This window comes from Micromonospora sagamiensis (assembly GCF_014680085.1).
Lineage (GTDB): Bacteria > Actinomycetota > Actinomycetes > Mycobacteriales > Micromonosporaceae > Micromonospora > Micromonospora inyonensis.
This window is the reverse complement of sequence record NZ_AP023438.1, coordinates 529184-550829: the sequence shown is the minus strand read 5'-3', so window position 1 is coordinate 550829 and position 21646 is coordinate 529184. Positions and strand designations below refer to the sequence as shown.

General features: G+C 72.1%; 19 protein-coding genes and 2 pseudogenes. 13 read left to right on the top strand and 8 right to left on the bottom strand.

Annotation, left to right across the window (positions count from 1 at the left end; all coding sequences use genetic code 11):
- The first annotated feature begins 12 nt into the window (after window positions 1-12).
- Genes ngcE through IGA62_RS02035 form a run of 3 tightly spaced genes read left to right on the top strand, consistent with a single transcriptional unit; the run spans window position 13 to window position 3335 of the window.
- Window positions 13-1446, top strand: coding sequence for an N-acetylglucosamine/diacetylchitobiose ABC transporter substrate-binding protein (gene ngcE, locus IGA62_RS02045; protein WP_145816729.1), 1434 nt, complete (start codon window positions 13-15; stop codon window positions 1444-1446).
- Between the two features lie 36 nt (window positions 1447-1482).
- Window positions 1483-2394, top strand: a complete 912-nt coding sequence (locus IGA62_RS02040; RefSeq protein WP_145816731.1) for a carbohydrate ABC transporter permease — start codon at window positions 1483-1485, stop codon at window positions 2392-2394.
- Between the two features lie 11 nt (window positions 2395-2405).
- Window positions 2406-3335 (top strand): carbohydrate ABC transporter permease, encoded by a 930-nt coding sequence (locus IGA62_RS02035; RefSeq protein ID WP_145816733.1) that lies wholly within the window; start codon window positions 2406-2408, stop codon window positions 3333-3335.
- A gap of 206 nt (window positions 3336-3541) precedes the next feature.
- Here IGA62_RS02035 and IGA62_RS02030 read toward each other — a convergent pair whose 3' ends face one another.
- Entirely contained in the window at window positions 3542-3955 is a 414-nt protein-coding gene (locus IGA62_RS02030) for a spore-associated protein A (protein ID WP_145816735.1), read from the bottom strand.
- 450 nt (window positions 3956-4405) lie between these two features.
- Here IGA62_RS02030 and IGA62_RS02025 point away from each other — a divergent pair, with 450 nt between their 5' ends.
- Window positions 4406-6079, top strand: a complete 1674-nt coding sequence (locus IGA62_RS02025) for a bifunctional 3'-5' exonuclease/DNA polymerase (RefSeq protein ID WP_145816737.1) — start codon at window positions 4406-4408, stop codon at window positions 6077-6079.
- 69 nt (window positions 6080-6148) lie between these two features.
- Here IGA62_RS02025 and IGA62_RS02020 read toward each other — a convergent pair whose 3' ends face one another.
- Complete coding sequence (locus tag IGA62_RS02020; protein ID WP_145816739.1) at window positions 6149-6619, bottom strand: hypothetical protein; 471 nt, start codon at window positions 6617-6619, stop codon at window positions 6149-6151.
- A 150-nt stretch (window positions 6620-6769) separates the two neighbouring features.
- Here IGA62_RS02020 and IGA62_RS02015 point away from each other — a divergent pair, with 150 nt between their 5' ends.
- From IGA62_RS02015 to IGA62_RS01980, 8 genes are all read left to right on the top strand, one after another.
- On the top strand, window positions 6770-7363 hold the full coding sequence (locus IGA62_RS02015) for a nucleotidyltransferase family protein (protein WP_145816741.1): 594 nt from the start codon (window positions 6770-6772) through the stop codon (window positions 7361-7363).
- Entirely contained in the window at window positions 7356-8021 is a 666-nt protein-coding gene (locus IGA62_RS02010; RefSeq protein WP_145816743.1) for a M15 family metallopeptidase, read from the top strand. The genes IGA62_RS02015 and IGA62_RS02010 overlap by 8 nt, the downstream gene beginning before the upstream one ends.
- Before the next feature lie 202 nt (window positions 8022-8223).
- Window positions 8224-9483, top strand: a complete 1260-nt coding sequence (locus IGA62_RS02005) for a sugar ABC transporter substrate-binding protein (protein ID WP_145816745.1) — start codon at window positions 8224-8226, stop codon at window positions 9481-9483.
- 1 nt (window position 9484) lies between these two features.
- On the top strand, window positions 9485-10399 hold the full coding sequence (locus IGA62_RS02000; protein ID WP_145816747.1) for a carbohydrate ABC transporter permease: 915 nt from the start codon (window positions 9485-9487) through the stop codon (window positions 10397-10399).
- A 9-nt stretch (window positions 10400-10408) separates the two neighbouring features.
- The gene (locus IGA62_RS01995; protein WP_232624856.1) at window positions 10409-11308 is read left to right on the top strand and encodes a carbohydrate ABC transporter permease; all 900 of its coding nucleotides are present in this window, start codon (window positions 10409-10411) and stop codon (window positions 11306-11308) included.
- A 30-nt stretch (window positions 11309-11338) separates the two neighbouring features.
- Window positions 11339-12901 (top strand): glucoamylase family protein, encoded by a 1563-nt coding sequence (locus IGA62_RS01990; protein ID WP_145816749.1) that lies wholly within the window; start codon window positions 11339-11341, stop codon window positions 12899-12901.
- A 63-nt stretch (window positions 12902-12964) separates the two neighbouring features.
- Window positions 12965-14815 (top strand): GH39 family glycosyl hydrolase, encoded by a 1851-nt coding sequence (locus IGA62_RS01985; RefSeq protein ID WP_232624855.1) that lies wholly within the window; start codon window positions 12965-12967, stop codon window positions 14813-14815.
- A 133-nt stretch (window positions 14816-14948) separates the two neighbouring features.
- Window positions 14949-15986 carry a LacI family DNA-binding transcriptional regulator gene (locus tag IGA62_RS01980; RefSeq protein WP_186499769.1) on the top strand — a complete coding sequence of 346 codons (1038 nt, stop codon included), beginning with the start codon at window positions 14949-14951 and terminating at the stop codon, window positions 15984-15986.
- 12 nt (window positions 15987-15998) lie between these two features.
- Here the strand turns inward: IGA62_RS01980 and IGA62_RS01975 are convergent, their stop codons facing one another.
- From IGA62_RS01975 to IGA62_RS01960, 5 genes and pseudogenes are all read right to left on the bottom strand, one after another.
- Complete coding sequence (locus tag IGA62_RS01975) at window positions 15999-16412, bottom strand: arsenate reductase ArsC (RefSeq protein ID WP_145816752.1); 414 nt, start codon at window positions 16410-16412, stop codon at window positions 15999-16001.
- A 9-nt stretch (window positions 16413-16421) separates the two neighbouring features.
- Window positions 16422-17507, bottom strand: a complete 1086-nt coding sequence (gene arsB / locus IGA62_RS01970; protein ID WP_145816754.1) for an ACR3 family arsenite efflux transporter — start codon at window positions 17505-17507, stop codon at window positions 16422-16424.
- A gap of 1 nt (window position 17508) precedes the next feature.
- Window positions 17509-17781 (bottom strand): annotated as a pseudogene (locus IGA62_RS29890) (ArsR/SmtB family transcription factor); the annotation flags it as partial.
- A gap of 90 nt (window positions 17782-17871) precedes the next feature.
- A pseudogene (locus IGA62_RS29885) lies at window positions 17872-18231 on the bottom strand (ArsR/SmtB family transcription factor); the annotation flags it as partial.
- 95 nt (window positions 18232-18326) lie between these two features.
- Complete coding sequence (locus tag IGA62_RS01960; RefSeq protein ID WP_145816758.1) at window positions 18327-19136, bottom strand: metal-dependent hydrolase; 810 nt, start codon at window positions 19134-19136, stop codon at window positions 18327-18329.
- Window positions 19137-19439: 303 nt separating this feature from the next.
- Here IGA62_RS01960 and IGA62_RS01955 point away from each other — a divergent pair, with 303 nt between their 5' ends.
- Window positions 19440-20435 carry an alpha/beta hydrolase gene (locus IGA62_RS01955; protein ID WP_145816760.1) on the top strand — a complete coding sequence of 332 codons (996 nt, stop codon included), beginning with the start codon at window positions 19440-19442 and terminating at the stop codon, window positions 20433-20435.
- Window positions 20436-20465: 30 nt separating this feature from the next.
- Here the strand turns inward: IGA62_RS01955 and IGA62_RS01950 are convergent, their stop codons facing one another.
- Window positions 20466-21554: a PQQ-dependent sugar dehydrogenase gene (locus IGA62_RS01950; protein ID WP_145816763.1), complete on the bottom strand. Its 1089-nt coding sequence runs from the start codon at window positions 21552-21554 to the stop codon at window positions 20466-20468.
- Window positions 21555-21646 lie beyond the last annotated feature (92 nt).

Genomic DNA, 21646 nt, shown 5'->3' with positions numbered 1-21646 from the left:
GGAGAGACGACGATGTCCGTTACCCCCGAGCTTCCGGCCGAGCTGAGTCGCCGTACCGTGCTGCGCCGCGCCGCCGCCGCGGGCCTGCTGGCCACCCCGGCCGTCGGCCTGCTCAGCGGCTGCGTCGGCGGCGGCGACGACGAGCCGGTCGAGCAGGCCGCCGGCGAGAAGTCCGCCGCCAACCCGCTGGGCGTCAAGGAGGACGCCCCGCTGGAGGTGGTCATCTTCAACGGCGGACTGGGCACCAAGTACGCCACCGACGTGCACATCCCGTCGTACAAGAAGGCGTTCCCGAAGGCGGAGGTGAAGCACTCGGCCACCGAGGAGGTCGGCACCGTCCTCCAGCCCCGGTTTACCAGCAACACCCCGCCGGACATGGTCAACAACGCCGGCTCCAAGCTGCTCGACCAGGGCGCGCTGGTGCAGGCCGGCCAGGTGCAGGACCTCACCGATCTCTTCGACGCCCCGTCGCTGGACGACCCGTCGAAGAAGGTGCGGGACCTGCTCGTCCCCGGCACCGTCGAGCAGGGCACCTTCAACGGCAAGCCGTTCGTGCTGAACTACGCCTTCACCGTCTTCGGACTCTGGTACGACGCCGCCCTGTTCGAGAAGAACGGCTGGACCGCGCCGAAGACCTGGGCGGACTTCACCGCTCTCTGCGACAAGATCAAGGCCGCCGGGATCACCCCGTACTCGTACGCCGGGGCGAACGCCGCCTACTACCAGTACCTGGTCCTGCTCACCAGCGCTGCCAAGATCGGCGGGCCGGACGTCCTCAAGAACATCGACAACCTGGAGGACGGCGCCTGGCAGGCCGAGCCGGTCAAGCAGGCCGCTGCCGCGTGGGCCGAGATCGGCGCGAAGTACGGCAACAAGGCGCACCTCGGCCTGAAGCACACCGAGGTCCAGCTCCAGCAGAACCAGGGCAAGGTCGCCTTCTACCCGAGCGGGTCCTGGCTGGAGAACGAGCAGGCCAAGGACACCCCGCCCGGCTTCAAGTACGCGGTGATGCCGGTGCCGAGCGTGACCGCCTCCGACGCGCTGCCGCAGACCGCGATCTACGCGGCGGCCGGCGAGATGTACTTCGTGCCCGCCAAGGGCAAGAACCCGCGCGGTGGCATGGAGTACCTGCGGCACATGCTCTCCAAGGCCGGGGCCAAGGGCTTCACCGAGCTGACCAAGGTGCTCACCGTGGTCCAGGGCGCCGTCGACGGCCTCGACATCTCACCCGGCCTGACCAGCGGCAACGCCATGCTCGGCGCCGCCGGCAAGGACTACTTCAGCTACCGCTTCGACACCTGGTACAAGAAGCTCGACGACGAGGCCCGCGCCGCCACCAACGAGCTGATGTTCTCCGGGGGCTCCGCGCAGAAGTTCTGCGACCGGATGCAGAAGGCCGCCGACGCGGTGAAGAAGGACTCCTCGATCGAGAAGTTCAAGCGGTGACCCGGGCGTAGCGAGGCGAGCGGAGACGAGACAACCATGCGGCATGGCAGGTACCCGTTCATCATCGGCTTCCTGGCGGCGCCGGTCGCGATCTACGTGACCTTCGTCCTCGGGCCGTACGCCCAGGCCTTCTACCTCGCGACCACCAACTGGCGCGGGGTCAGCGCGAACCCGGAGTTCATCGGTCTGGAGAACTTCAGCCGACTGCTGGACGACGACGTCTTCTGGAAGGCCATCCGGCACCACGGGCTCCTGTTGCTCGCCCTGCCGCTGCTCACCATCGCCATCGCGCTCTTCTTCGCCTTCATGCTCAACGTCGGCGGAGGGAGCCGGGGCGGCGTGATGACCGGGGTCCGGGGGTCGAGGTTCTACCGGGTGGTGTTCTTCTTCCCCCAGGTCCTGGCCGTGGTCATCGTCGGGGTCATCTTCAGCCGGGTCTACGCCCCGGACGACAGCGGCCTGCTCAACGGTGCGCTGGGCGCGGTCGGCATCGACCCGGTGCTCTTCATGGCCGATCCGGACATCGCGCTCTGGTCGATCATCGCGGTGCTGGTCTGGCAGGCGGTCGGCTTCTACGTGGTGCTCTTCTCCGCCGGCATGTCCTCGGTGCCGAAGGACATCTACGAGGCGGCCACCATCGACGGGGCCGGGCGGGCGGCGATGTTCTTCCGGGTGACCCTGCCGTTGCTCTGGGACACCCTCCAGGTGGCCTGGGTCTACCTGGGCATCGCCGCCTTCGACGCGTTCGCCATCGTGCAGGTGCTCTCGGTCGACCAGGGTGGCCCGGACGGGGCCACCACCGTGCTCGGCATGGAGATCTACCGCAACGCGTTCAGCTACTCCCAGTTCGGCTACGCCTCGGCGATGGGCGTGGCGCTGTTCTTCCTGACGATCACGTTCGCGGCGCTCACCCTGCGCGTCAGCAAGCGTGACACGATCGAGCTGTAGAGGCGGCACCGATGACCACGGAGATCGCACCCAGCGCGCCGGCCGCCCCGGCCGGGTCCGCCCCGGCGGGCCGTAAGCACAACGCCACCCGCCGGCAGCGCTCCGAGGTGGGGCTGCTGACCGGGCTGGGCCACCTGGCCCTGCTGGTCTGGGCGATCCTGGTGATCGCCCCGCTGCTCTGGACGGTTCTCGCCTCGTTCAAGAGCAACACCGAGATCTTCCTCGGCAACCCGTTCGCGTTGCCCGGGGAGTTCGGCTTCGGCAGCTACGCCCGCGCGTGGAGCGAGGCGAACGTCGGGCGGTACTTCCTCAACAGCGTGTTCGTGGTGACGCTGAGCACCGCCGGCACCATGCTGCTCGGTGCGATGGCCGCGTACGTACTGGCCCGCTACCCGTTCCCGGGCAACCGGGTGATCTACTACCTGTTCGTCTCCGGGCTGGCGTTCCCGGTCTTCCTCGCCCTGGTGCCGCTGTTCCTGGTGGTCAACAACCTCGGGCTGCTCAACACGTACACCGGGCTGATCCTGGTCTACATCGCGTACTCGCTGCCGTTCACGGTGTTCTTCCTGGCCGCGTTCTTCAAGACGCTGCCGCAGTCGGTGGCCGAGGCAGCGATGATGGACGGCGCCTCGCACACCCGACTGTTCTTCCAGGTCATGATGCCGATGGCCCGGCCCGCTCTGGTCAGCATCGCGATCTTCAACATCATCGGGCAGTGGAACCAGTACCTGCTGCCGGTGGCGTTGATGCAGGGCGAGGGGGCGGACCGCAAGTGGGTGCTCACCCAGGGCATCGCCAGCATCTCCACGTCCGCCGGCTACCAGGCCGACTGGGCGGCGCTCTTCGCGGCACTCACCCTCTCCATCCTGCCCATGATCATCGTGTACGCCTTCTTCCAGCGGCAGATCCAGTCCGGCCTCACCGCCGGTGCCGTCAAGTAGGACCCGCCCCGCCCGCCCCGTCCGCCCCGCCTGCCCCGTCGATCATGGAGTCCGGGCACCAGTCAAACCACTGCAATGGCCGCGAATCGTGCGCCACAACTCCATGATCGACGGGGCGGGGCGTCGAGGCAGCACCATCCGTGCCACAGCCGAACCGGGTCTGGTCCCACCTGACACGTGACGGTTGGCCCAGCCGCCGAACGGCGTCAGCCGCAGTTGGTGCCGCGCTTGCCGCCCTCGGTGCCGCTGATGCGGCCCATCCAGTCGACGCACCTGCCCGCCGCGGACAGGTAGATCGGGCCGGCGTACGACGTGTAGTAGCCGCCGTCGTAGGCCGTCCAGTGGCTCCCGACCGGGTGAATCGCGAGGCCCGCCTCGACGAGCACCGCCGAGCCGGTGGTGTTCCGCTTGGCGACCACGCAGTTCCTGCCGGTGGCCGAGCTGTAGGTGAGGAACACGGTCCCCTTGGTGCCGATCGCGGCGGAGTTCACGACGCCGTAGCCGGAACCGCACTCGCCGCCGTAGGTGGCCGCGTACGCCGGGGTCGCCACGGTCAACGCTCCGGCCATCATCGCGGCGGCGGCGGTGACGGTTGCGGCGGTGGTCCTGACGAGCTTCATGGGTTTCCTCCGTGTCTGCTGAGGTGGTCTCAGCGAGGGTCGCTGCCCGGAGACCTCAGCGTTCCCAGGGCTGTACTGGCCTGTTGACGCGGTAGTGCAACGCGATGTTCTCGGGGGCATGAGTGAGCTGTTCTCCCACCGCGTCGACCAAGAGAACCCAGTATCTGGGAAGACGTGCTGTCGGTGGCAGACGATGTCTTCTATCGGCCAGGCCGCTTGACCCGGTGGGGTGCGCTGTCGCAGATCCTGACTGCCGTCAATGTCGCTTCGGTGGATGTCCGGACCCCGCGGCCCGGACGTTGCTCCTCGGTGGGCCACGGTCGCGTCCGCCGTGCCCTGCGCCGGTACCGCTTGGCCACTCCGTCTCCCGGAACATCGATCTTGACTAATCCCATTCACGGCAGGTGCCGGCACCAAACCGGTGTCGGTGGGTGGGGGCAGGATGGGGGCGTGCTGGTCGCGGTCACGGCGGGGGAGGGCGGTGGGGGCGTGCTGTGCCCGCTGCGTCCCGACGGGCAGCCGGCCGGGCCGCCCGAGCCGGTCGACGACCTCGCCGCCGCCGTCGCCGCGCGGGAGGCCACCGACCGGCCCCGCTGGGTCTGGGCGTCCGGCGCGACGCTCTATCCCGTGCTGCGGCGCGCCGGGGTTCGGGTCGAGCGCTGCCACGACGTCGAGCTGACCGAGGCGTTGCTGCTCGGCCACGCCGGCCGCTGGGGCGAGCCGCGCTCGCTGGCGGCGGCCTGGGCCCGGCTGACCGGAGCGCCGGTGCCGTCCGATCCGCCGCCGCGCCCGGCCGCGCCGCCCGGCGACGGCCAGGGCGCGCTCTTCGACGCGCCGTCCGGCCCGCCCGGTCCGGGCATCGAGGCGTTGACCCGGGTGTACGCCGACCAGCTCGCCCGGATCGCCGCGACCACCCATCCGGGCCGGTTCCGGCTGCTGGTGGCCGCCGAGTCGGCCGGCGCGCTGATCGCGGTGGAGATGGCGGCGGTCGGCCTGCCCTGGCGGGTCGACGTGCACGACGCCATCCTCACCGAGCTGCTCGGCGAGCCGTCCCCGGTGGGCGGGCCGCCGCGCCGGCTGGCCGAGCTGGCCACCCGGATCGCCGACGCGTTCGGGCTGCGTCAGCTGCACGCCGACTCCCCGGCCGAGCTGCTGCGCGCCTTCGCCCGGGCCGGCATCGACCTGCCGAACACCCGGGCCTGGGTGCTGCGCGGGGTGGAGCATCCGGCGGTGCCGTTGGTCCTGGAATACAAGGAGCTCTACCGGATCTGGACGGCGCACGGCTGGGCCTGGCGCGACGCCTGGGTACGCGACGGCCGCTTCCGCCCCGAGTACGTGCCCGGCGGCGTGGTCTCCGGCCGCTGGGCGACCCGGGGCGGCGGGGCGTTGCAGATCCCGAAGGTGATCCGCCGGGCGGTGGTGGCCGACCCGGGCTGGCGGTTCGTGGTCGCCGACGCCGGTCAGCTGGAGCCCCGGGTGCTCGCCGCGGTCTCCGGCGACCGCCGGCTGGCGGCGGCCGGCGGGGCGGGCGACCTCTACGCCGCCCTGGCCCGGGACGCCTTCGGCGGGGACCGGGGCCGCGCCAAGCTCGCCCTGCTCGGCGCGATGTACGGGCAGACCGGCGGGGCGGCGGTCCCGGCGCTGGCCGCCCTGCGTCGGCACTATCCCACCGCCTTCGGGTACGTCGAGGCGGCGGCGCGCACCGGCGAGGCCGGCGGACTGGTCCGCTCCTGGCTGGGCCGGACCTGCCCGCCGCCCGGGTCGACGGGGTTCGCCGAGGAGGGGCCGGGGGAGGAGCCCGGGGGTGACCCGCAGAGTCCCCGGGCCCGGGCGGCGCGGTCGCGGGGGCGGTTCACCCGCAACTTCGTCATCCAGGCGACCGCCGCCGAGTGGGCGTCCACCCTGCTCGCCATGCTGCGGACCGCGCTGGCCGGCACCGACGCGGAGCTGGTCTTCTTCCAGCACGACGAGGTGGTCGTGCACTGTCCGGCGGATCAGGCGGACGTTGTCGTCCGGGCGGTGGGCGACGCCGGCACCCGGGCGGGGGCGCTGCTGTTCGGGGACACCCCGGTCCGGTTTCCCCTGGACCTGTCGGTGGTCGGCTGCTACGCCGACGCCGACTGACCGTCGGGCGGGTGCCGGGTGCCGGGTGCCGGGTGCCGGGTGCCGGGTGCCGTGGTGACGGGCCGGCGGTCAGTGCCAGTTCTGGTGGTCGAGCACGCGACAGACCAGCACGGGCCCACCGGTCCGGGCCGAGAGCTGCTCCGCGTCGCGGACGGCGAACCGCTCCGGCCAGCTCGCGCCCAGCATGAGGTGTCCGGCTGATCCGGCCGGCGGCAGGATCAGCTGGTACGGCTGGAACGGCCTGCTGATGGTCCGGCGTTCCCCGGGCGGCCACTCCTTCAGCCGTCGGCCCCGGGACACGAGGGCGGCCCGTTCCAGCAGGGTGAGGGTGGTGTAGCCCATGGGTATGGCGCGGAGGAGTTCGCTGCCGTCCGGCAGATGGCCGGCGGGGAACACCCGCGAGGGTTGCCCGTGCGCCCAGTACAGCCAGCCGGCCCAGGGCAGGCCGGGGTCGAAGGGGTCGCCTCCGCCCTTCGGCCAGTCGACACCCCGGTACCCGGCGGCGGGTACGGGTCCGGCTGCGCCGATGTCGTCGTGCACGCGGTGACTGTAGTGGGCGAGTGCCAGGGCCCGGCGGGGGTGCTGGCGGGTCGACAGGGGCCAACCTGCCTGCGTTGTACTAAATATCCTATTCGCCCCCGCCACCGATCGGCCCGGGCGGTCGTTGCACCCGGTGTGCGAATCGCAGGAATGATCATCGCCGCAGGCGGGGGACGGCGGATCGGTGGACCCGAGGCGCTGCTGCGTCTCGGAAAGCGACCCCTGGTGGACCGGATGATCGACACGATGACCGAGGCGGGCTGCGCCCCGACCGTGGTCGTCCTCGGCGCGGCCGCCGACGAGGTGCGCCGGACCGCCGACCTGGACGGGGCGACGGTGGTGGTCAACCGGGCCTGGGGGACCGGGGTCGGGTCCTCCATCCGGGCCGGTCTCGCCGCGCTCACCGACGACGCCATCGAGGCCGTCGTGGTGGTCCCGGTGGACATGCCCGGCCTCACCGTCGAGGCGGTACGCCGGGTGGTCGCCCTGCCGTACCCGGACGTGCTGGTCTGCGCGACCTACGGCGGGCTGCGCGGCTACCCGATGCTCTTCGGCCGCCGGCACTGGCCCGGCATCGCCACCCTGGCCCGCGCGGACGTCGGCGCGCGGCCGTACCTGCTCGCGCACAAGGATCTGATCGTCGACATCGCCTGCGACGCGGTGGCCGACGGCAGTCGGGTCGACTCCCCGGAGCTGATGACGCTCTACGGCCTCACCGTCCCGCCGCAGCGGATGGGTGCCTGAGGCCGTCCGCTGGGCGGTGCCGCTGGTCGTCGTCCTGACGGTGGCCGCCTGCACCCGCCGGCCGCCGCCGGCCCCGGCGCCGTCGCCCACCCCACCCGCCTTCGCCAGCGAGATCCGGCCGGTGACCGGGGCGGACGTGGCGGGCAGTTGGCGGCCGGGCTGCCCGGTCGCCCCGGACCGGCTGCGGCTCGTCCGGCTGACCCAATGGGACTTCGCGGGACAGCCGCGCACCGGCACCCTGGTCGTGCACGAGGCGGTCGCCGCCGACGTGGTCACCGTCTTCGACGCCCTCTTCCGGCACCGGTTCCCGATCCGGCAGATGCGGCCGGTGGACGTCTACGGCGGGGACGACGCCGCGTCGATGGCGGCCGACAACACCTCCGGGTTCAACTGCCGCCGCGCGGTGACCGAGGGGGCGGCGAGCTGGTCGACCCACGCGTACGGGCGGGCGATCGACGTCAACCCGGTGGAGAATCCGTACCTGCTCGGCGACCGGGTGCTCCCACCGGCCGGCGTCGCGTACGTCGACCGGGGCGCGTACCGGCCGGGGATGGCGGTGCCGGACGGCGCGCTCGTCCGGGCCTTCGCGGCGGTCGGATGGTCGTGGGGTGGTGTCTGGTCCAACCCCGACTACCAGCACTTCAGCCGCGCAGGCTGACGTCCGGCCGCCCCGAGCGGAGTCGCCGGCCCCCGGTGCCGCGACCGTCCGCATCGATTTTCCTGATTGCAAGTCTTGACATCGATAGATGTTTTTACCATTATTCCAGAATCCTGTAAGCGCTTTCAGTCCTCGCTCTCGCCGCAGTTCGCGGCCCGGTCCGGGTCGCCTGTCGAGGGCGGTCCCCCGGGAGGACGAACCAATGGCGAAGTGGACTCGATCCCTGGTCGCGCTGGGCCTGGCCGCCGTCGTGATGGCCGCCGGCTGCGGACGTGACGACAGTGACGGCCCGACGGGTCCGGGCCGGAGCATCGGCGACGGCCCGGCCACCGGAGAGATCACGGTGTGGGCGATGGGCACCGAGGGCGAGAAGCTCTCCGTCCTCGCCGACGCCTTCATGAAGGAGAACCCGGACGCCAAGGTCACGGTGACGCCGATTCCCTGGGACGGGGCGCACGACAAGATCGCCACCGCGATCGCCGGACGGCAGACCCCCGACGTCAGCCTGGTCGGCACCACCTGGATGGGGGAGTTCGCCGGCACCGGCGGGTTGGACCCGACCCCGGCCGACCTGGTCGACAAGGATGCCTTCTTCCCCGGCGCCTGGGACACCACGGTCGTCGACGGCACGTCGCACGGCGTTCCGTGGTACGTCGAGACCCGGCTGCTCTACGTCAACAAGGCCGTCGCCGCCCGGGCCGGGATCACCAACGCGCCGACCACCTGGGAGGAGCTGAAGTCGGCCCTCACCGCGCTGCGCACCCGGGGCGGGGCGAAGTGGGCCGTCTCCCTCCCGCCGGGCGGCCCCGGTTCCTGGCAGGCCGTCCTGCCCTTCGTCTGGCAGAACGGCGGGGACGTGCGCGCCGACGGGGCGTTCACGCTGGACCGCCCGGAGACCGTCGAGGCGCTCACCTACTACCGGTCCTTCTTCGACGAGGGGTTGGCCCCGAAGGACCTGGCGCAGGGTGCCCTGGAACCCGGGTTCGTCAAGGGCGAGATCGGTGCCTTCGTCTCCGGCCCCTGGCACATCGGCATCCTCAAGGAGCAGGGCGCCGGCGACAACTTCCAGCTCTGGCACATGCCCCGCCGCAAGGCGGCCACCTCCTTCGTCGGCGGCGGCAACCTCGCCGTCTTCTCCGACGCGAAGAACCGCGCGGGCGCCTGGAAGTTCGTCTCCTACCTGTCCCGGCCGGACGTGCAGGTCACCTGGTACCGGACGGCGAGCGACCTGCCGTCGGTGAAGCGGGCCTGGGAGGACCCGGTCCTGCGGGACGACCCGCAGCTGCGTGCCTTCGGGGCGCAACTCGAGGACGCCAAGTCGCCCCCGGCGATCGCCACCTGGGAGCAGGTCGCCGCCGGCCTGGAGAGCGAGATCGAGCGCCTCACCCGGACCGGCGTGAGCCCGCAGGACGCGGCCCGGGAGATGCAACGGAAGGCGACCGCGATCGGCGCGGGGTCCTGACGTGAAAGTCCGCTCCCCGTCCGGGCGGCGGGCACCCGCGCGACGGCCCGGCAGGACCCTCGCCGGCTGGGGCTTCGCACTGCCGTTCGCGATCCCGTTCACGATCTTCATGGTCGGCCCGGTGCTCGTCTCGCTGGCGATGAGCTTCACCGACATCCGCAGCGCCGACCTGCGTGACCCGCTCGCGGTGGAGCTGGTCGGCCTGGACAACTACCTGCGGCTGCTCGACGACGAGCTCTTCGGCCGGGCGGTGCGCAACACCGCCGTGGTGGTCCTCGCCGGGGTGCCGCTGACCGTGGGGCTCGGTCTCGCCGTGGCGCTCGGGCTCAACTCCGGCCTGACCCGCTTCACCGCGCTCTTCCGGGTGGGCTACTACCTGCCGGTGGTCACCAGCATCGTGGCCATCTCGGTGGTCTGGCGGTTCGTCTACCAGCAGGACTCCGGGCTGCTCAACGGGGCGCTGGGGCTGGTCGGCGTGGACGGTCCGAACTGGCTGGCCGACACCACGCTGGCCCTGCCCGCCCTGATCGTGATGATCGTCTGGCGGGGCCTGGGCTTCCAGATGGTGATCTTCCTCGCCGGCCTCCAGGCCATCCCCGCCCACCTGTACGAGGCCGCCCGGCTCGACGGGGCCAGCACCTGGCAGCAGTTCCGCCACATCACCCTGCCGTCGCTGCGGCCCACGCTGCTGCTCTCCGCGGTCATCGGGACCGTCGGCCTGATGCTCGTCTTCGAGGAACCCTTCGTGATGACCCGGGGTGGTCCGCTGCACTCGACCCTCTCGGTCTCCCAGTACGTCTACAGCCAGTTCGGCTTCGGCAACTACGGCTACGCCTCCGCGATGAGCTACGTGCTCTTCCTCGCCGTCGCGGTGCTCGGCGTGGGCTGGTTCCGCCTGCTGCGAAGCGACGGGTGAGGAGGAACGGTGGCCCTGCCCACGTACGCCCCGCACCGACGGCGGCGCACCCCCGCGCCGGCGGCGTCCGTCCCGCGTCCGGGCCGGCGTCGGGACCGGCTCGTGGCGGGCCTGCTGCACCTGCTCCTCGGGGGCGGACTGCTGCTCATGATCGGCCCGTTCGTCTGGATGCTCGTCTCGTCGTTCAAGCCCGAGGCCGAGGTCCGCCGGGTGCCCCCGACCTGGTGGCCGGAGGCGGCGACCCTGGCGAACTACCGGGAGCTGTTCAGCCGGCTCGACTTCCCGCAGTACTTCGCCAACTCGGCGCTGGTCGCCGTCGGGGTGACCGTCGGCAACGTGCTCATCTGCGCGGCCACCGGCTACGCCCTGGCCAAGCTCCCCTTCCGGGGCCGGGGCGGGCTCTTCGCCGCCGTGGTCGGCACCGTCATGGTCCCGCCGGTGGTGTGGTTCATCCCGGTCTTCGTCCTGGTCAGCAACCTCGGCATGGTCAACACGTACGCCGGACTGGTGCTGCCGAACATCGCCCAGGCCATCAACGTCTTCCTGATGCGGCAGTTCATGCTCTCCATCCCGGACGACCTGCTCGAGGCGGCCCGGATCGACGGCGCCTCCGAGTGGCGCGTCTTCTGGCGGATCGTGCTGCCGCTCTCCGGAGCCCCGATGGCCACCGTCGGCATCCTGACCTTCCTCGGCTCGTGGAACAACTTCCTCTGGCCGCTCGCGGTGGCGACCACGGAGGACAAGTACACGCTGCCGGTCGCCCTGGCCCTCTACAGCGTCGGGCAGAACCAGTCCCGGTACGGCCTGCTGCTGGCCGGCTCGGTCGTGGTGGTGCTGCCGGTCCTGCTCGTGTTCCTGGTCCTGCAACGCCACTTCGTGCGGGGCATCGCCACCACCGGCCTGAAATGACCCCGTACCCCCCTTGAGCGGAGGTTCGCGATGAGACGCAGGTCCGTACTGACGCTGGCGGCCGGAGTGCCGGCGGCGCTGCTCACCCCGGCTGCCGCCCGCGCCGGCACCCCCGCCGGGGTTCCCGCCCCGCCGCTCGCGGACCCGACCCGACGGCTGCTGCTGCGGTACGCCGAGGACACCTGGCGTTCGATGACCGCCATGGTCGACCCCGGCACCGGGCTGCCGGCGGACAACGTCGACGCCGACCTCAGCGCCACCAGCCGGTCCCGGTACACCTCGCCGACCAACATCGGCTGCCTGATCTGGTCGGCGGTCGTCGCCCGCGAGTTGGGCCTGGTCTCCCGGGGCGAGACCCGGCGTCGGGTCCGCGCCGCGCTGGAGGCGCTGACCCGCCTGGAACGGCACCCGTACTCCGGGATGTTCTACAACTGGTACGACCCGGCCACCGGGCAGCTGCTGCGCACCTGGCCGGTGGACGGCTCGACCGTGCACCCCTTCCTGTCCAGCGTGGACAACGCCTGGCTCGCCGCCGCGCTGATCGTCGCCGGCAACGACGACCCGGCGCTGCGCGCGTCGGCCGGGCGGCTCCTCGCCGGGATGGACTTCGGCTTCTACTACGACGCGAACGCCCGGGGCGCCGACTTCGGCGCCGGCCTGCTGCGCGGTGGCTTCTGGCCGGAACGCCCGCCGAACGGCGGGGTCGAGGACAACTACCGGGGGCGGGGCCCGAACGTCTGGTACACCGGCCACCACTACGGCACGCTCAACAGCGAGACCCGGATCGGCAGCTACGTCGCGATCGCGCTCGGCCAGGTGCCCCGCGAGCACTACTTCGCCATGTGGCGCACCTTCGAGCCGAACTGCGACTGGTCGTGGCAGGAGATGAAGCCGGTCGGCGAGTACCGCGAGCTGCTCGGCATCCGGGTCTTCGAGGGCGCGTACCGGCACCGGGGGCGGCAGTACGTGCCGAGCTGGGGCGGCTCCATGTTCGAGGCGCTGATGCCGGACCTGCTCGTGCCGGAGGCCCGGTGGGCCCCGGACAGCTGGGGCCGCAACCACCCGGTGTTCGTCCAGGGGCAGATCGACCACGGCCTGCACGAGGCCCGGTACGGGCACTGGGGCTTCTCGCCGTCGTCGAACCCGGCCGGCGGCTACCGGGAGTACGGCGTCGACCCGATGGGCCTGGACCCCGACGGCTACCCCAGCGACCAGGAGCGCACCCGGGTCAACCTCGGGTTCGACGGGTGCCGTGACGCCGAACCGCTCCCGGCCGGCTACGGCGACGGCGTGGTGACCCCGCACGCGGTCTTCCTCGCCCTGCCGTACGCGCCGGGTGAGGCGGTGGACCAGCTGGCCCGGCTCCGCGCCGACTTCGACTGCTACGGCCCCGGCGGCTTCCACGACGCGGTGGCGGTGCGCAGCGGCGCCGTCGCCCACCGGCACCTCGCCCTGGACCAGGGCATGCTGCTGGGCGCGTTGGGCAACCTGCTCGCCGGGGACGTGCTGCGGCGTCGGTTCGCCCACGGCCTGGCGACCGAACGGCTCCGCCCGCTGCTCGGGATCGAGGAGTTCGCCGTACCGGCCGGGTGACCGCCACCCGAGGGGGGACGCATCCGGGGCTGACGGCACACCACCACGAGGGAGAGGACGAGGATGGGCAACGAGCAGGTGGCCATGACGGCCGGGAACGCCCGCGCCGACTGGGCGGCCCGCATCGGCCTGCGCCGGCAGGGCGGTGGCGACCGGGACCCGCTGCCGCCGCCGACCGGGCTGCGCGCCACCGGTGGGCGGGGGCAGGTCACCCTCGACTGGGAGCCGGTCCCCGGCGCGGTCGGCTACCTCGTCCACCGGTCGGACCGGCCGGACGGGCCGTACCTGCCCCTGGACCACCAGGGCGGTGACGTGCTGGCGGTGCCGCACCCGCCGTACGCGGACACCACCGGTGAGCCGGGCCGCACCTACCACTACGCGGTGGCCGCGCTCGCCGACGTGGACGTGTGCGGGCAGCCGGGAGCCGGCGTCGCCGGGGCGTCGACCCCCGAGGGCCCGGCCGCCGTCCGGGTCACCGTCGACGCCGCCGGCTCCGACGGACCGGTGCACCGCCCGTGGCGACGCATGATCGGCTCCGAACGCCTCAGCCACCTGCGCTGCGCCGACACCACCGGTGGACGGCCGATCGGCGTGGAGTTCGCCGAGGCCCTGTCGATCGCGCGCCGGGAACTGGGCGTCGGGTCGGTCCGCGCGCACGCCATCCTGCACGACGACGTCGGGGTCTACCGGGAGGTCGACGGCGAGCCGGTGTACGACTTCTCCCGCGTCGACGAGATCTACGACGCACTGCTCGGCCTCGACCTGCGTCCGGTCGTGGAGCTGTCCTTCATGCCGGCCGACCTGGCCCGCGACCCGGCCAGGACGGTGTTCGCCTACGGCGCGATCATCTCCCCGCCCCGGGACTGGGACCGCTGGGCGGACCTGGTCCGCGCCCTCGTCACGCACCTGGTCGACCGGTACGGGCTGGCCGAGGTCCGCCGCTGGGAGTTCGAGGTGTGGAACGAGGCGAACCTGGAGGTGTTCTGGGCCGGCACCCGGGAGGAGTACCTGCGCCTGTACGAGGTGTCCGCCCGTGCCGTACGGGACGTCGACGCCGCACTGCGGGTCGGCGGCCCCGGGTCGGCCGCCGCCGCGTGGAACGGCGCGCTGCTGGAGCACGTCGCCCGTACCGGCGCCCCGATCGACTTCCTCTCCACCCACACCTACGGCAGCCCGCCGCTGGACCTGCGCCCGCTCTGCGTGGCCGCCGGCCGGCCCGACCTGGAGCTGCTCTGGACGGAGTGGGGCATCACCCCGACCCACTTCAACCCGGTCACCGACGGGGTGTTCGCCGCGACGTTCCTGCTGCGGGGCATGCGCTCGGCCGCCGGCCGGATCGAGGCGCTGGCCTACTGGGTGGTCTCCGACCACTTCGAGGAGCTGGGCCGGCCGCCCCGCCTGTTCCACGGCGGCTTCGGCCTGCTGACCGTAGGTAATCTCCGCAAGCCCCGGTTCTGGGCGCTGGCCGCGCTCGACCGGCTCGGCGACGACCAGTTGCCGGTGACCGTCGACGGCGACGGGGCGGGCTCCCTGGTCGAGTCGTGGGCGGCCCGGCACCCCGACGGCCGGGTGCACGTGCTGGTCTGGAACGGCACGCTGGACCAGTCGAAGGCGGGCGGGGCGCCGGTGCTGGACCGGGACGTACACGTCGACGTCGGTGGGCTGGCCGACCGGCCGTACCGGGTGACGCACCGGCGGGTCGACGCCACCCACTCCAACATCGAGGCGATCTGGGCGCGACTCGGCGGCGGGGACTGGCCCGACGACGTCCAGTGGTCGCTGCTGCGGGCGGCCGACGGCCTCGACCGGTACGAACCGGACACCGAGACACGTCCGGCCGGGGGTGTCCTCGAATGGGCCTTCCCCCTGCCCATGCCGGGTTTCTCGCTGCTGGAACTCGTGCCGCTCGACTGAACGTACGGCGACGGCTCCCCGGTCCCGGTGACCGCCGCGCCGGCGGCTGGTCCGGCGGCCACCGTGACCGGGGCGGACCTGGCCGGACGCCGTAGCCTGGACGACGGGAGTGTGCGACGAACCGGAGTGCTGGGTGACGAAACCGGAGAACGAGGCGGTCGGACGGGCGGACGGCCCGCACCGCCGTCGCCCGACGGTCTACCAGGTGGCGGAGCGGGCGGGAGTGTCGATCGCCACGGTCTCCCGTGCCCTGCGCGCCGACGAGCCGGTGGCACCGGAGACCCGGCGACGGGTGCTGGCCGCCGCCCGGGCCCTGAACTGGTGGCCGAGCCGGGCCGCGCAGACCCTGGCCGGGGAGGCGCACGACGCGGTGGCGATCATCATGCCCGACCTCGCCGGTCCCTACTACGCCCAGGTGGTCGCGGGGTTCGAGTCGGAGGTGGTCGGGCGGGACAGCGTGGTCATGGTGCTGGCCACCCACGGCCGGGCCGCCTCCGAGCGCCTGGTGCGTGATCTCGCGTCCCGGATCGACGGGTTGGTCGTCATGGGCGAGAGCGTCCCGGAGCCGACCCTGCACGAGGTGGTCGCGCAGGTGCCGGTGGTGCTGCTGGCCCGGCCGGCGTTGCCCGCGGTCACCACGGTGAGCTGCGAAAACGTCCAGGCGGCGGAGGCGCTGACCCGGCACCTGCTCGACCACGGGCGGCGTCGGCTGCGCTTCGTCGGCGACCCGGAGGGCACCCCGGACGTGCAGGAACGGTGGACCGGGTTCGGCCGGGCGCACGCCGTGGCGGGCGTGCCGCTGACCGCCGGACCGGTCGCCTGCGAGCGCCTCGAAGCGGAGAGCGGCTACCGGGCGGGCCTGGATGTCCTCCGTGACCCGGAGGTGGACGCCGTGTTCTGCGCCAACGACGAACTCGCCTCCGGGGTCTACCGGGCCGCCGCCGAGGTCGGGCGGACCGTCCCCGGGGACCTCGCGGTCACCGGCTGGGACGACGTGACCCTCGCCGCCCACCTGTCGCCGCGCCTGACCACGGTGCGTCAGCCGATGCGTGAGCTGGGGGCGGCCGCCGCGCGGCTGCTCTTCGAGCAGATCGGTGGAGCGCGGACCCCGGCTACGGTGCAGCTCGACACCGAGATGGTGATCCGGGCCAGCTGCGGCTGCCCGGCCTGAGCGGGGTAGCCGTCACCGTCGGTCGGCCGGGAGCAGGCCGGCAAGCAATTCCTCGACGCGGGCCCTGATCCCGTCGCGGATCGGACGGACGGCGTCGACGCCCCTGCCGGCGGGGTCGTCGAGCTTCCAGTCCTCGTAGCGCTTGCCCGGGAAGACCGGGCAGACGTCGCCGCAGCCCATCGTGATGACGACGTCGGAGGACTCCACGGTGTCGTACCCGAGCAGTTTGGGCTTCTGGTCGGTGATGTCGATGCCGACCTCGCGCATGGCCTCGACGGCGGCGGGGTTGATCCGGTCGGCGGGGGCGGACCCGGCGGAGCGCACCTCGACGCGGTCCCCGGCGAGGTGGCGCAACCATCCGGCGGCCATCTGGGAACGGCCGGCGTTGTGGACGCAGACGAACAGGACGCTGGGCTTGTCGGACACCGGGGCTCCCTATCGGTTGGTGGCGGGGAAGAGGCGCTCGCGCAGGGCGAGGCTGACGTACACGAGCGCGACGAGCACGGGGACCTCGATGAGCGGGCCGACCACCCCGGCGAGGGCCTGGCCGCTGGTCACGCCGAAGGTCCCGATCGCCACGGCGATGGCGAGTTCGAAGTTGTTGCCGGCGGCGGTGAACGCGAGCGTGGTGGTGCGCTCGTAACCCAGGCCGATGGCGCGGCCGAGGGCGTAGGAGCCGGCCCACATGATCGCGAAGTAGGCGAGCAGTGGCACCGCGATCAGCGCGACGTCCCACGGCCGGTCGGCGATGGCGTCGCCCTGGAGCGCGAACAGGATGACGATGGTGAACAGCAGGCCGTAGAGGGCGACCGGGCCGATCCTCGGCAGGAGCGACGACTCGTACCAGGCGCGGCCCCGGGCGTGTTCGCCGAGGCGACGGGTCAGGTAGCCGGCCAGTAGGGGGACGCCCAGGAAGACCAGCACGTTGCCGGCGATCTCCCAGCCGGAGACCTCCAGCCGGGCACCGTCGAGGTGGAGCCAGCCCGGCAGCACCGAGAGGTAGAACCAGCCGAGCAGGCCGAACGCGAGGACCTGGAACACCGAGTTGAGCGCGACGAGGACGGCGGCGGCCTCCCGGTCGCCGCAGGCCAGGTCGTTCCAGATGATGACCATGGCGATGCAGCGGGCGAGCCCGACGATGATCAGGCCGGTGCGGTACTCGGCGTGGTCGGCCAGGAAGATCCAGGCGAGGGCGAACATGACGGCCGGGCCGAGCACCCAGTTGAGCAGCAGCGACGACAGGAGCAGACGCCGGTCGCCGGTCACCGTGTCGAGCCGGTCGTAGCGGACCTTGGCGAGGACCGGGTACATCATGATCAGCAGGCCGATGGCGATGGGCAGGGAGATGCCGCCGATCGCCACCGCCTCCAGCGCGGTGTCCAGACCGGGCACGAGCCGGCCGAGCAGCAGCCCGGCGGCCATGGCCAGGCCGATCCACAGGGGCAGGAACCGGTCCAGGCGGGACAGGCGCGCGACGACGGCCGGTGGCGCGTCGCCGCTGGTGGTCGCGGTGTGGGTCATGTCAGCAGGTCCTGAGGGTGTCGGAGGTGGCCCGGGCGTGGGCGGCGAGGTCGGCGAGGTGCAGGGCGGCGCCCTGGAGGGCTTCGGGGACGAGCCGGTAGTAGGTGAACCGGCCGCGCGGCTCGGCGACCACGACACCGGCCTCGCGCAGTTGCCTGAGGTGCCCGGACACGTTCGGCTGCTTGGCATCGGTGTCGGCAACCAGCTGCGAGGTGGTGGCCGGACCGTCGGCGAGGATCTGCACGATCCGCGCCCGCAGCGGGTCGGCCAGCAGTCGCACGACATCAGGGTTGGCTGATATCAGCGTAGCCTGATCTGCGGGTGGACGGCTGTCGTCCGCCGGGAAGGGGCCGGGAACGCCGGAGGGGGTCGGCGTCGGCGCGGCGCCGGTGAGCAGGTTGCCCAGCAGGGCGAGTGCTTCCCGGCGGACCCGGTAGTGGACCCAGGTGCCGCGCCGCTCGGTGTCGACCATGCCGGCCTCGCGGAGCACCCGCAGGTGATGCGAGATGGTCGCGCTGGTGACGTCGAACGCGCCGGTCAGGTCGCAGACGCAGATCTCCGGGGTCGAGGCGATCAGCGACAGCAGGCGGAGCCGGACCGGATCGCCGAGCGCCTTGAACAGGGGGGCGAGTTCACCGGCGACCTGCGGGGCGAGCGCCTGTGCCCCCAGTGGGGGGCAGCAGTCCCGCGTCACCGTGGTCTCGCGCACGGAAGGAGCCGACATGCGCCTAGCTTGACAGTCATCTAACCAAGATGCAAGCAGCGCGTGTTCGTTCGACAGGAATCAAGGGATCGGCGGCCGCTGAAGCGGTCTCCGGCTCAGACCTCGGTGGTGAAGCGGTCCAGCACCGAGGGGGCGACCAGGCCGATGGCGGCGAGGACGGAGATCACGGTGAGCACCGAGCGGACCACCACGACCTCGGTCTTGCTGCCGGCGCGCAGCGCGATGCCGTTGGGCAGGCCGATCATCGTCCACATCCGGCGCTTGATCGGGATGGGCCAGAGGATCGGCACCCCGGCCTTGGTGACCATGTCGCCGAGGATGTGCACGAAGCAGCCGACCCCGACGGCGAGGCCGATCAGCGGGTACCCCCGGTCGCCGGGCAGGTTGGCGAAGGTGTACCAGGCGGCGGCGGCCGAGGTCAGCGTGACGATCACCCAGCCGGCCCGCTCCGCCCACCGGTCGAACAGGCCGCGCAGCGCCAGACCGATCATGAAGAACAGGATGCCGACCACGGCCCACTTGCCGTACGCGGTGCAGAGGGCGGTGGTGCCCCAGCCGACCAGCACGGTGAACGGGAGGGTGTGGGTCAGCGTCCGGTGCCCGTTGCTGCGTTTCGGGTCGCGGCTGAGCTTGGTGGCGTAGTAGACGCCGAGCGACAGCTTCTCGATCACCTCGGCCACGAAGAGCGAGAAGACCCCGAAGGTGCGGGCGACGGTCGCGCCGCCCTGGTTACGGGTCACCTTGCCGGAGAGGTCGAGGTCGGGGAAGAGGGCACCGCCCGCGCAGACCGCCGTGCCGACGGCGAGCGCCAGGGTGGACTGCTCGTAGCCGGCGAAGTGCTCCAGCGCCAACGAGCCGCTCAGCCACACCGCCGCGCCGGACAGCGCGTGCGACGGTCCCATCATGTCGGTCGTCCTCCCCGGAGATCGTGATCGACAAGTTACGGCACCCGGGTGACAGTATGGCTGTCGGGTTCTCGTCCGTCGTCAGTGGAACGGTCGCTCCGACCGGGTCCCGGGGTGGGTTGGGTTGACGGTGTCGCCCAGCGCGCCGTACGTTTCAGCAACCTATCGATTGGCGTCGCTGATTGTTCGCCCGGTTGCCGGGTCCACGTGGCCGACGGCGGGTGCGACCGGCCTGCTCCGGAGCTTGGGATGCCGGCCGGGTCGGGTCACGCGGCGGGGGCCGTCAGATCCAGGGAGGGATCCATGAACAACGACAGTGTCGCCCACCGGCGGGTGAACCGCCGTCGACTCCTGGCGGGCGCGGCGGGGATGACCGCCGCCGGAGCGCTCGCCGGGCCCTTCCTGGGCTCGTCCGTGGCGAATGCCGCAGGGGACGGCCACGGCCTGCGCATCGTCGACCGCAACGAGAACGGTGGCCGGTTGCAGTACTACCGGTTCGCCACCGACGCCATCGCCTGGGACCCGGCGGTCAACGTCCTCCTGCCGGACGGCTACCACACCAGTGGCAAGCGCTACCCGGTGCTCTACCTGCTGCACGGCGGGAACGCCGACTTCCGGACGTTCCACATGCACGAGAACATCATCAACCTGACCGCCGGTCGGGAGATCATCGTCGTCATGCCGGACGCGTCGACCGGCTGGTACTCGAACCCGGTGCACAGCAACACCGGCCCGCGCAACTGGGAGACGTTCCACATCGCCCAGCTGCTGCCGTGGATCGAGTCGAACTTCCGGACGTTCCCGGAGTACAACGGCCGGGCCGTGGCCGGCTTCTCGATGGGCGGGTTCGGTGCCCTGAAGTACACCGCGAAGTACTACGGGCACTTCTGCTCGGTCAGCTCCCACTCCGGTCCGGCCAGCCTGCGCCGCGACTTCGGCCTCGTCGTGCACTGGGCCAACACCACCTCGGCCGCGCTGGACCTCGGCGGTGGCACCGTCTACGGCGCGCCCTTCTGGGACGAGGCCCGGGTCACCGCGGACAACCCCGTCCAGCGCATCGAGAGCTACCGCAACAAGCGCATCTTCCTGGTTGCCGGCACCTCACCCGACCCGGTCAACTGGTTCGACTACGTCAACGAGACGCAGGTCCTCGCCGGTCAGCGGGAGTTCCGGGCCGCACTGGGCCGGGCCGGCATCCCGCACGAGTGGCGGGAAGCGCCCGGCGGGCACTTCTTCCGCCACGACCTCTTCGTCCAGGACCTCAACGGGATGCTGGGACGCCTGCGCCGCGCCGGCTGACGTCGTGGACGGTGCGGCGTCCCCGCCGGCTCACGACGTACGCGGCGGGAAGCGCAGGATGCGGTCGTCGGTCGCCGCCGGGGAGCCGCGCCCGTCGCGGTTGCTGGTGGTGACCCAGAGCCAGCCGTCCGGCCCGTACTCCACGGTGCGCAGCCGGCCGTACGTGCCGAACAGTTCGGCCACCGGCGTGCCCGCGCCACCGGAGGTGCTCAGCGGGACGGTCCACAGCCGGGTCCCGCGCAGTGCGGCCACGAACAGCCGGTTGCCGGCGACCGCCGCGCCGCTCGGGGACGCCTGCGAGGTCGACCAGACCAGCAGTGGGTCACGGAACCGGGGGTCGTTGGCCCGGCCCTCGACGATCGGCCAGCCGTAGTTGCCGGCCGGGACGATCACGTTGACCTCGTCCCAGGTGTTCTGCCCGAACTCGGTGGCGAGGAGCCGCCCCTGGGCGTCCCAGGCCAGACCCTGCACGTTGCGGTGGCCGAGGCTGTAGACCAGGGAACCGGGGAACGGGTTGTCCGAGGGGACCGAACCGTCCGGGCGCATCCGCAGGATCTTGCCGTTGCGGCTCTGCGGGTTCTGGGAGGTGGAGGTCTGCCCCGCGTCGCCGACTCCGGCGTAGAGCATCCCGTCCGGGCCGAAGGCGATCCGGCCACCGTTGTGGATGCTGGCCCGGGCCAGTCCGGTGAGGATCGGCTGCTGGGTCTGCGGGGTGGTGAGCCGGAAGCGGACGATCCGGTTGTCGGTCGAGGTGGTGAGGTAGACGTAGACGTAGCCGTCCTGGGCGTGCGTGGGGGAGACCGCGAGGCCGAGCAGCCCGCCCTCGCCACCGGGAGCCACCCCGGCGATCTGGGTCACCGGCGTGGGTGCCTGACCGGGCCGTACCCGGATCACCTGACCCGAGTTCCGCAGTGCCACCAGGGCGGAGCCGTCGGGAAGGAAGTCCATCCCCCACGGAACCGTCAGGTTGCTGGCGACGACCTGGGGGCGGGTGAAGTCGAAGTCGCCGAGGGCCTGGGCCGTGGCGCTCGGCTGTGGCACCTGCTGCGCCGGGTCGGCGAGCGCCGCCGCGCCGGCCCCGGTCACCGCGACACCGATCGCCGTCGCTGCCACGATCATCGAACGGACTCTCACGACAAACACCCCAATCTGTCAGCGATTGCGGTCAATATATATCGCACTCCGTGATCAAATCGACACGGACGGCGCAG

Excerpts from the sequence above, each read along its gene's own strand:
- arsB (WP_145816754.1), bottom strand. The coding sequence starts at position 17,507 with ATGACCCACACCGCGACCACCAGCGGCGACGCGCCACCGGCCGTCGTC.
- IGA62_RS02035 (WP_145816733.1), top strand. The coding sequence starts at position 2,406 with ATGACCACGGAGATCGCACCCAGCGCGCCGGCCGCCCCGGCCGGGTCC.
- IGA62_RS01990 (WP_145816749.1), top strand. The coding sequence starts at position 11,339 with ATGAGACGCAGGTCCGTACTGACGCTGGCGGCCGGAGTGCCGGCGGCG.
- IGA62_RS02015 (WP_145816741.1), top strand. The coding sequence starts at position 6,770 with ATGATCATCGCCGCAGGCGGGGGACGGCGGATCGGTGGACCCGAGGCG.
- IGA62_RS01950 (WP_145816763.1), bottom strand. The coding sequence starts at position 21,554 with ATGATCGTGGCAGCGACGGCGATCGGTGTCGCGGTGACCGGGGCCGGC.
- ngcE (WP_145816729.1), top strand. The coding sequence starts at position 13 with ATGTCCGTTACCCCCGAGCTTCCGGCCGAGCTGAGTCGCCGTACCGTG.
- IGA62_RS02040 (WP_145816731.1), top strand. The coding sequence starts at position 1,483 with ATGCGGCATGGCAGGTACCCGTTCATCATCGGCTTCCTGGCGGCGCCG.
- IGA62_RS01960 (WP_145816758.1), bottom strand. The coding sequence starts at position 19,136 with ATGATGGGACCGTCGCACGCGCTGTCCGGCGCGGCGGTGTGGCTGAGC.
- IGA62_RS01955 (WP_145816760.1), top strand. The coding sequence starts at position 19,440 with ATGAACAACGACAGTGTCGCCCACCGGCGGGTGAACCGCCGTCGACTC.
- IGA62_RS01985 (WP_232624855.1), top strand. The coding sequence starts at position 12,965 with ATGGGCAACGAGCAGGTGGCCATGACGGCCGGGAACGCCCGCGCCGAC.
- IGA62_RS02005 (WP_145816745.1), top strand. The coding sequence starts at position 8,224 with ATGGCGAAGTGGACTCGATCCCTGGTCGCGCTGGGCCTGGCCGCCGTC.
- IGA62_RS02030 (WP_145816735.1), bottom strand. The coding sequence starts at position 3,955 with ATGAAGCTCGTCAGGACCACCGCCGCAACCGTCACCGCCGCCGCCGCG.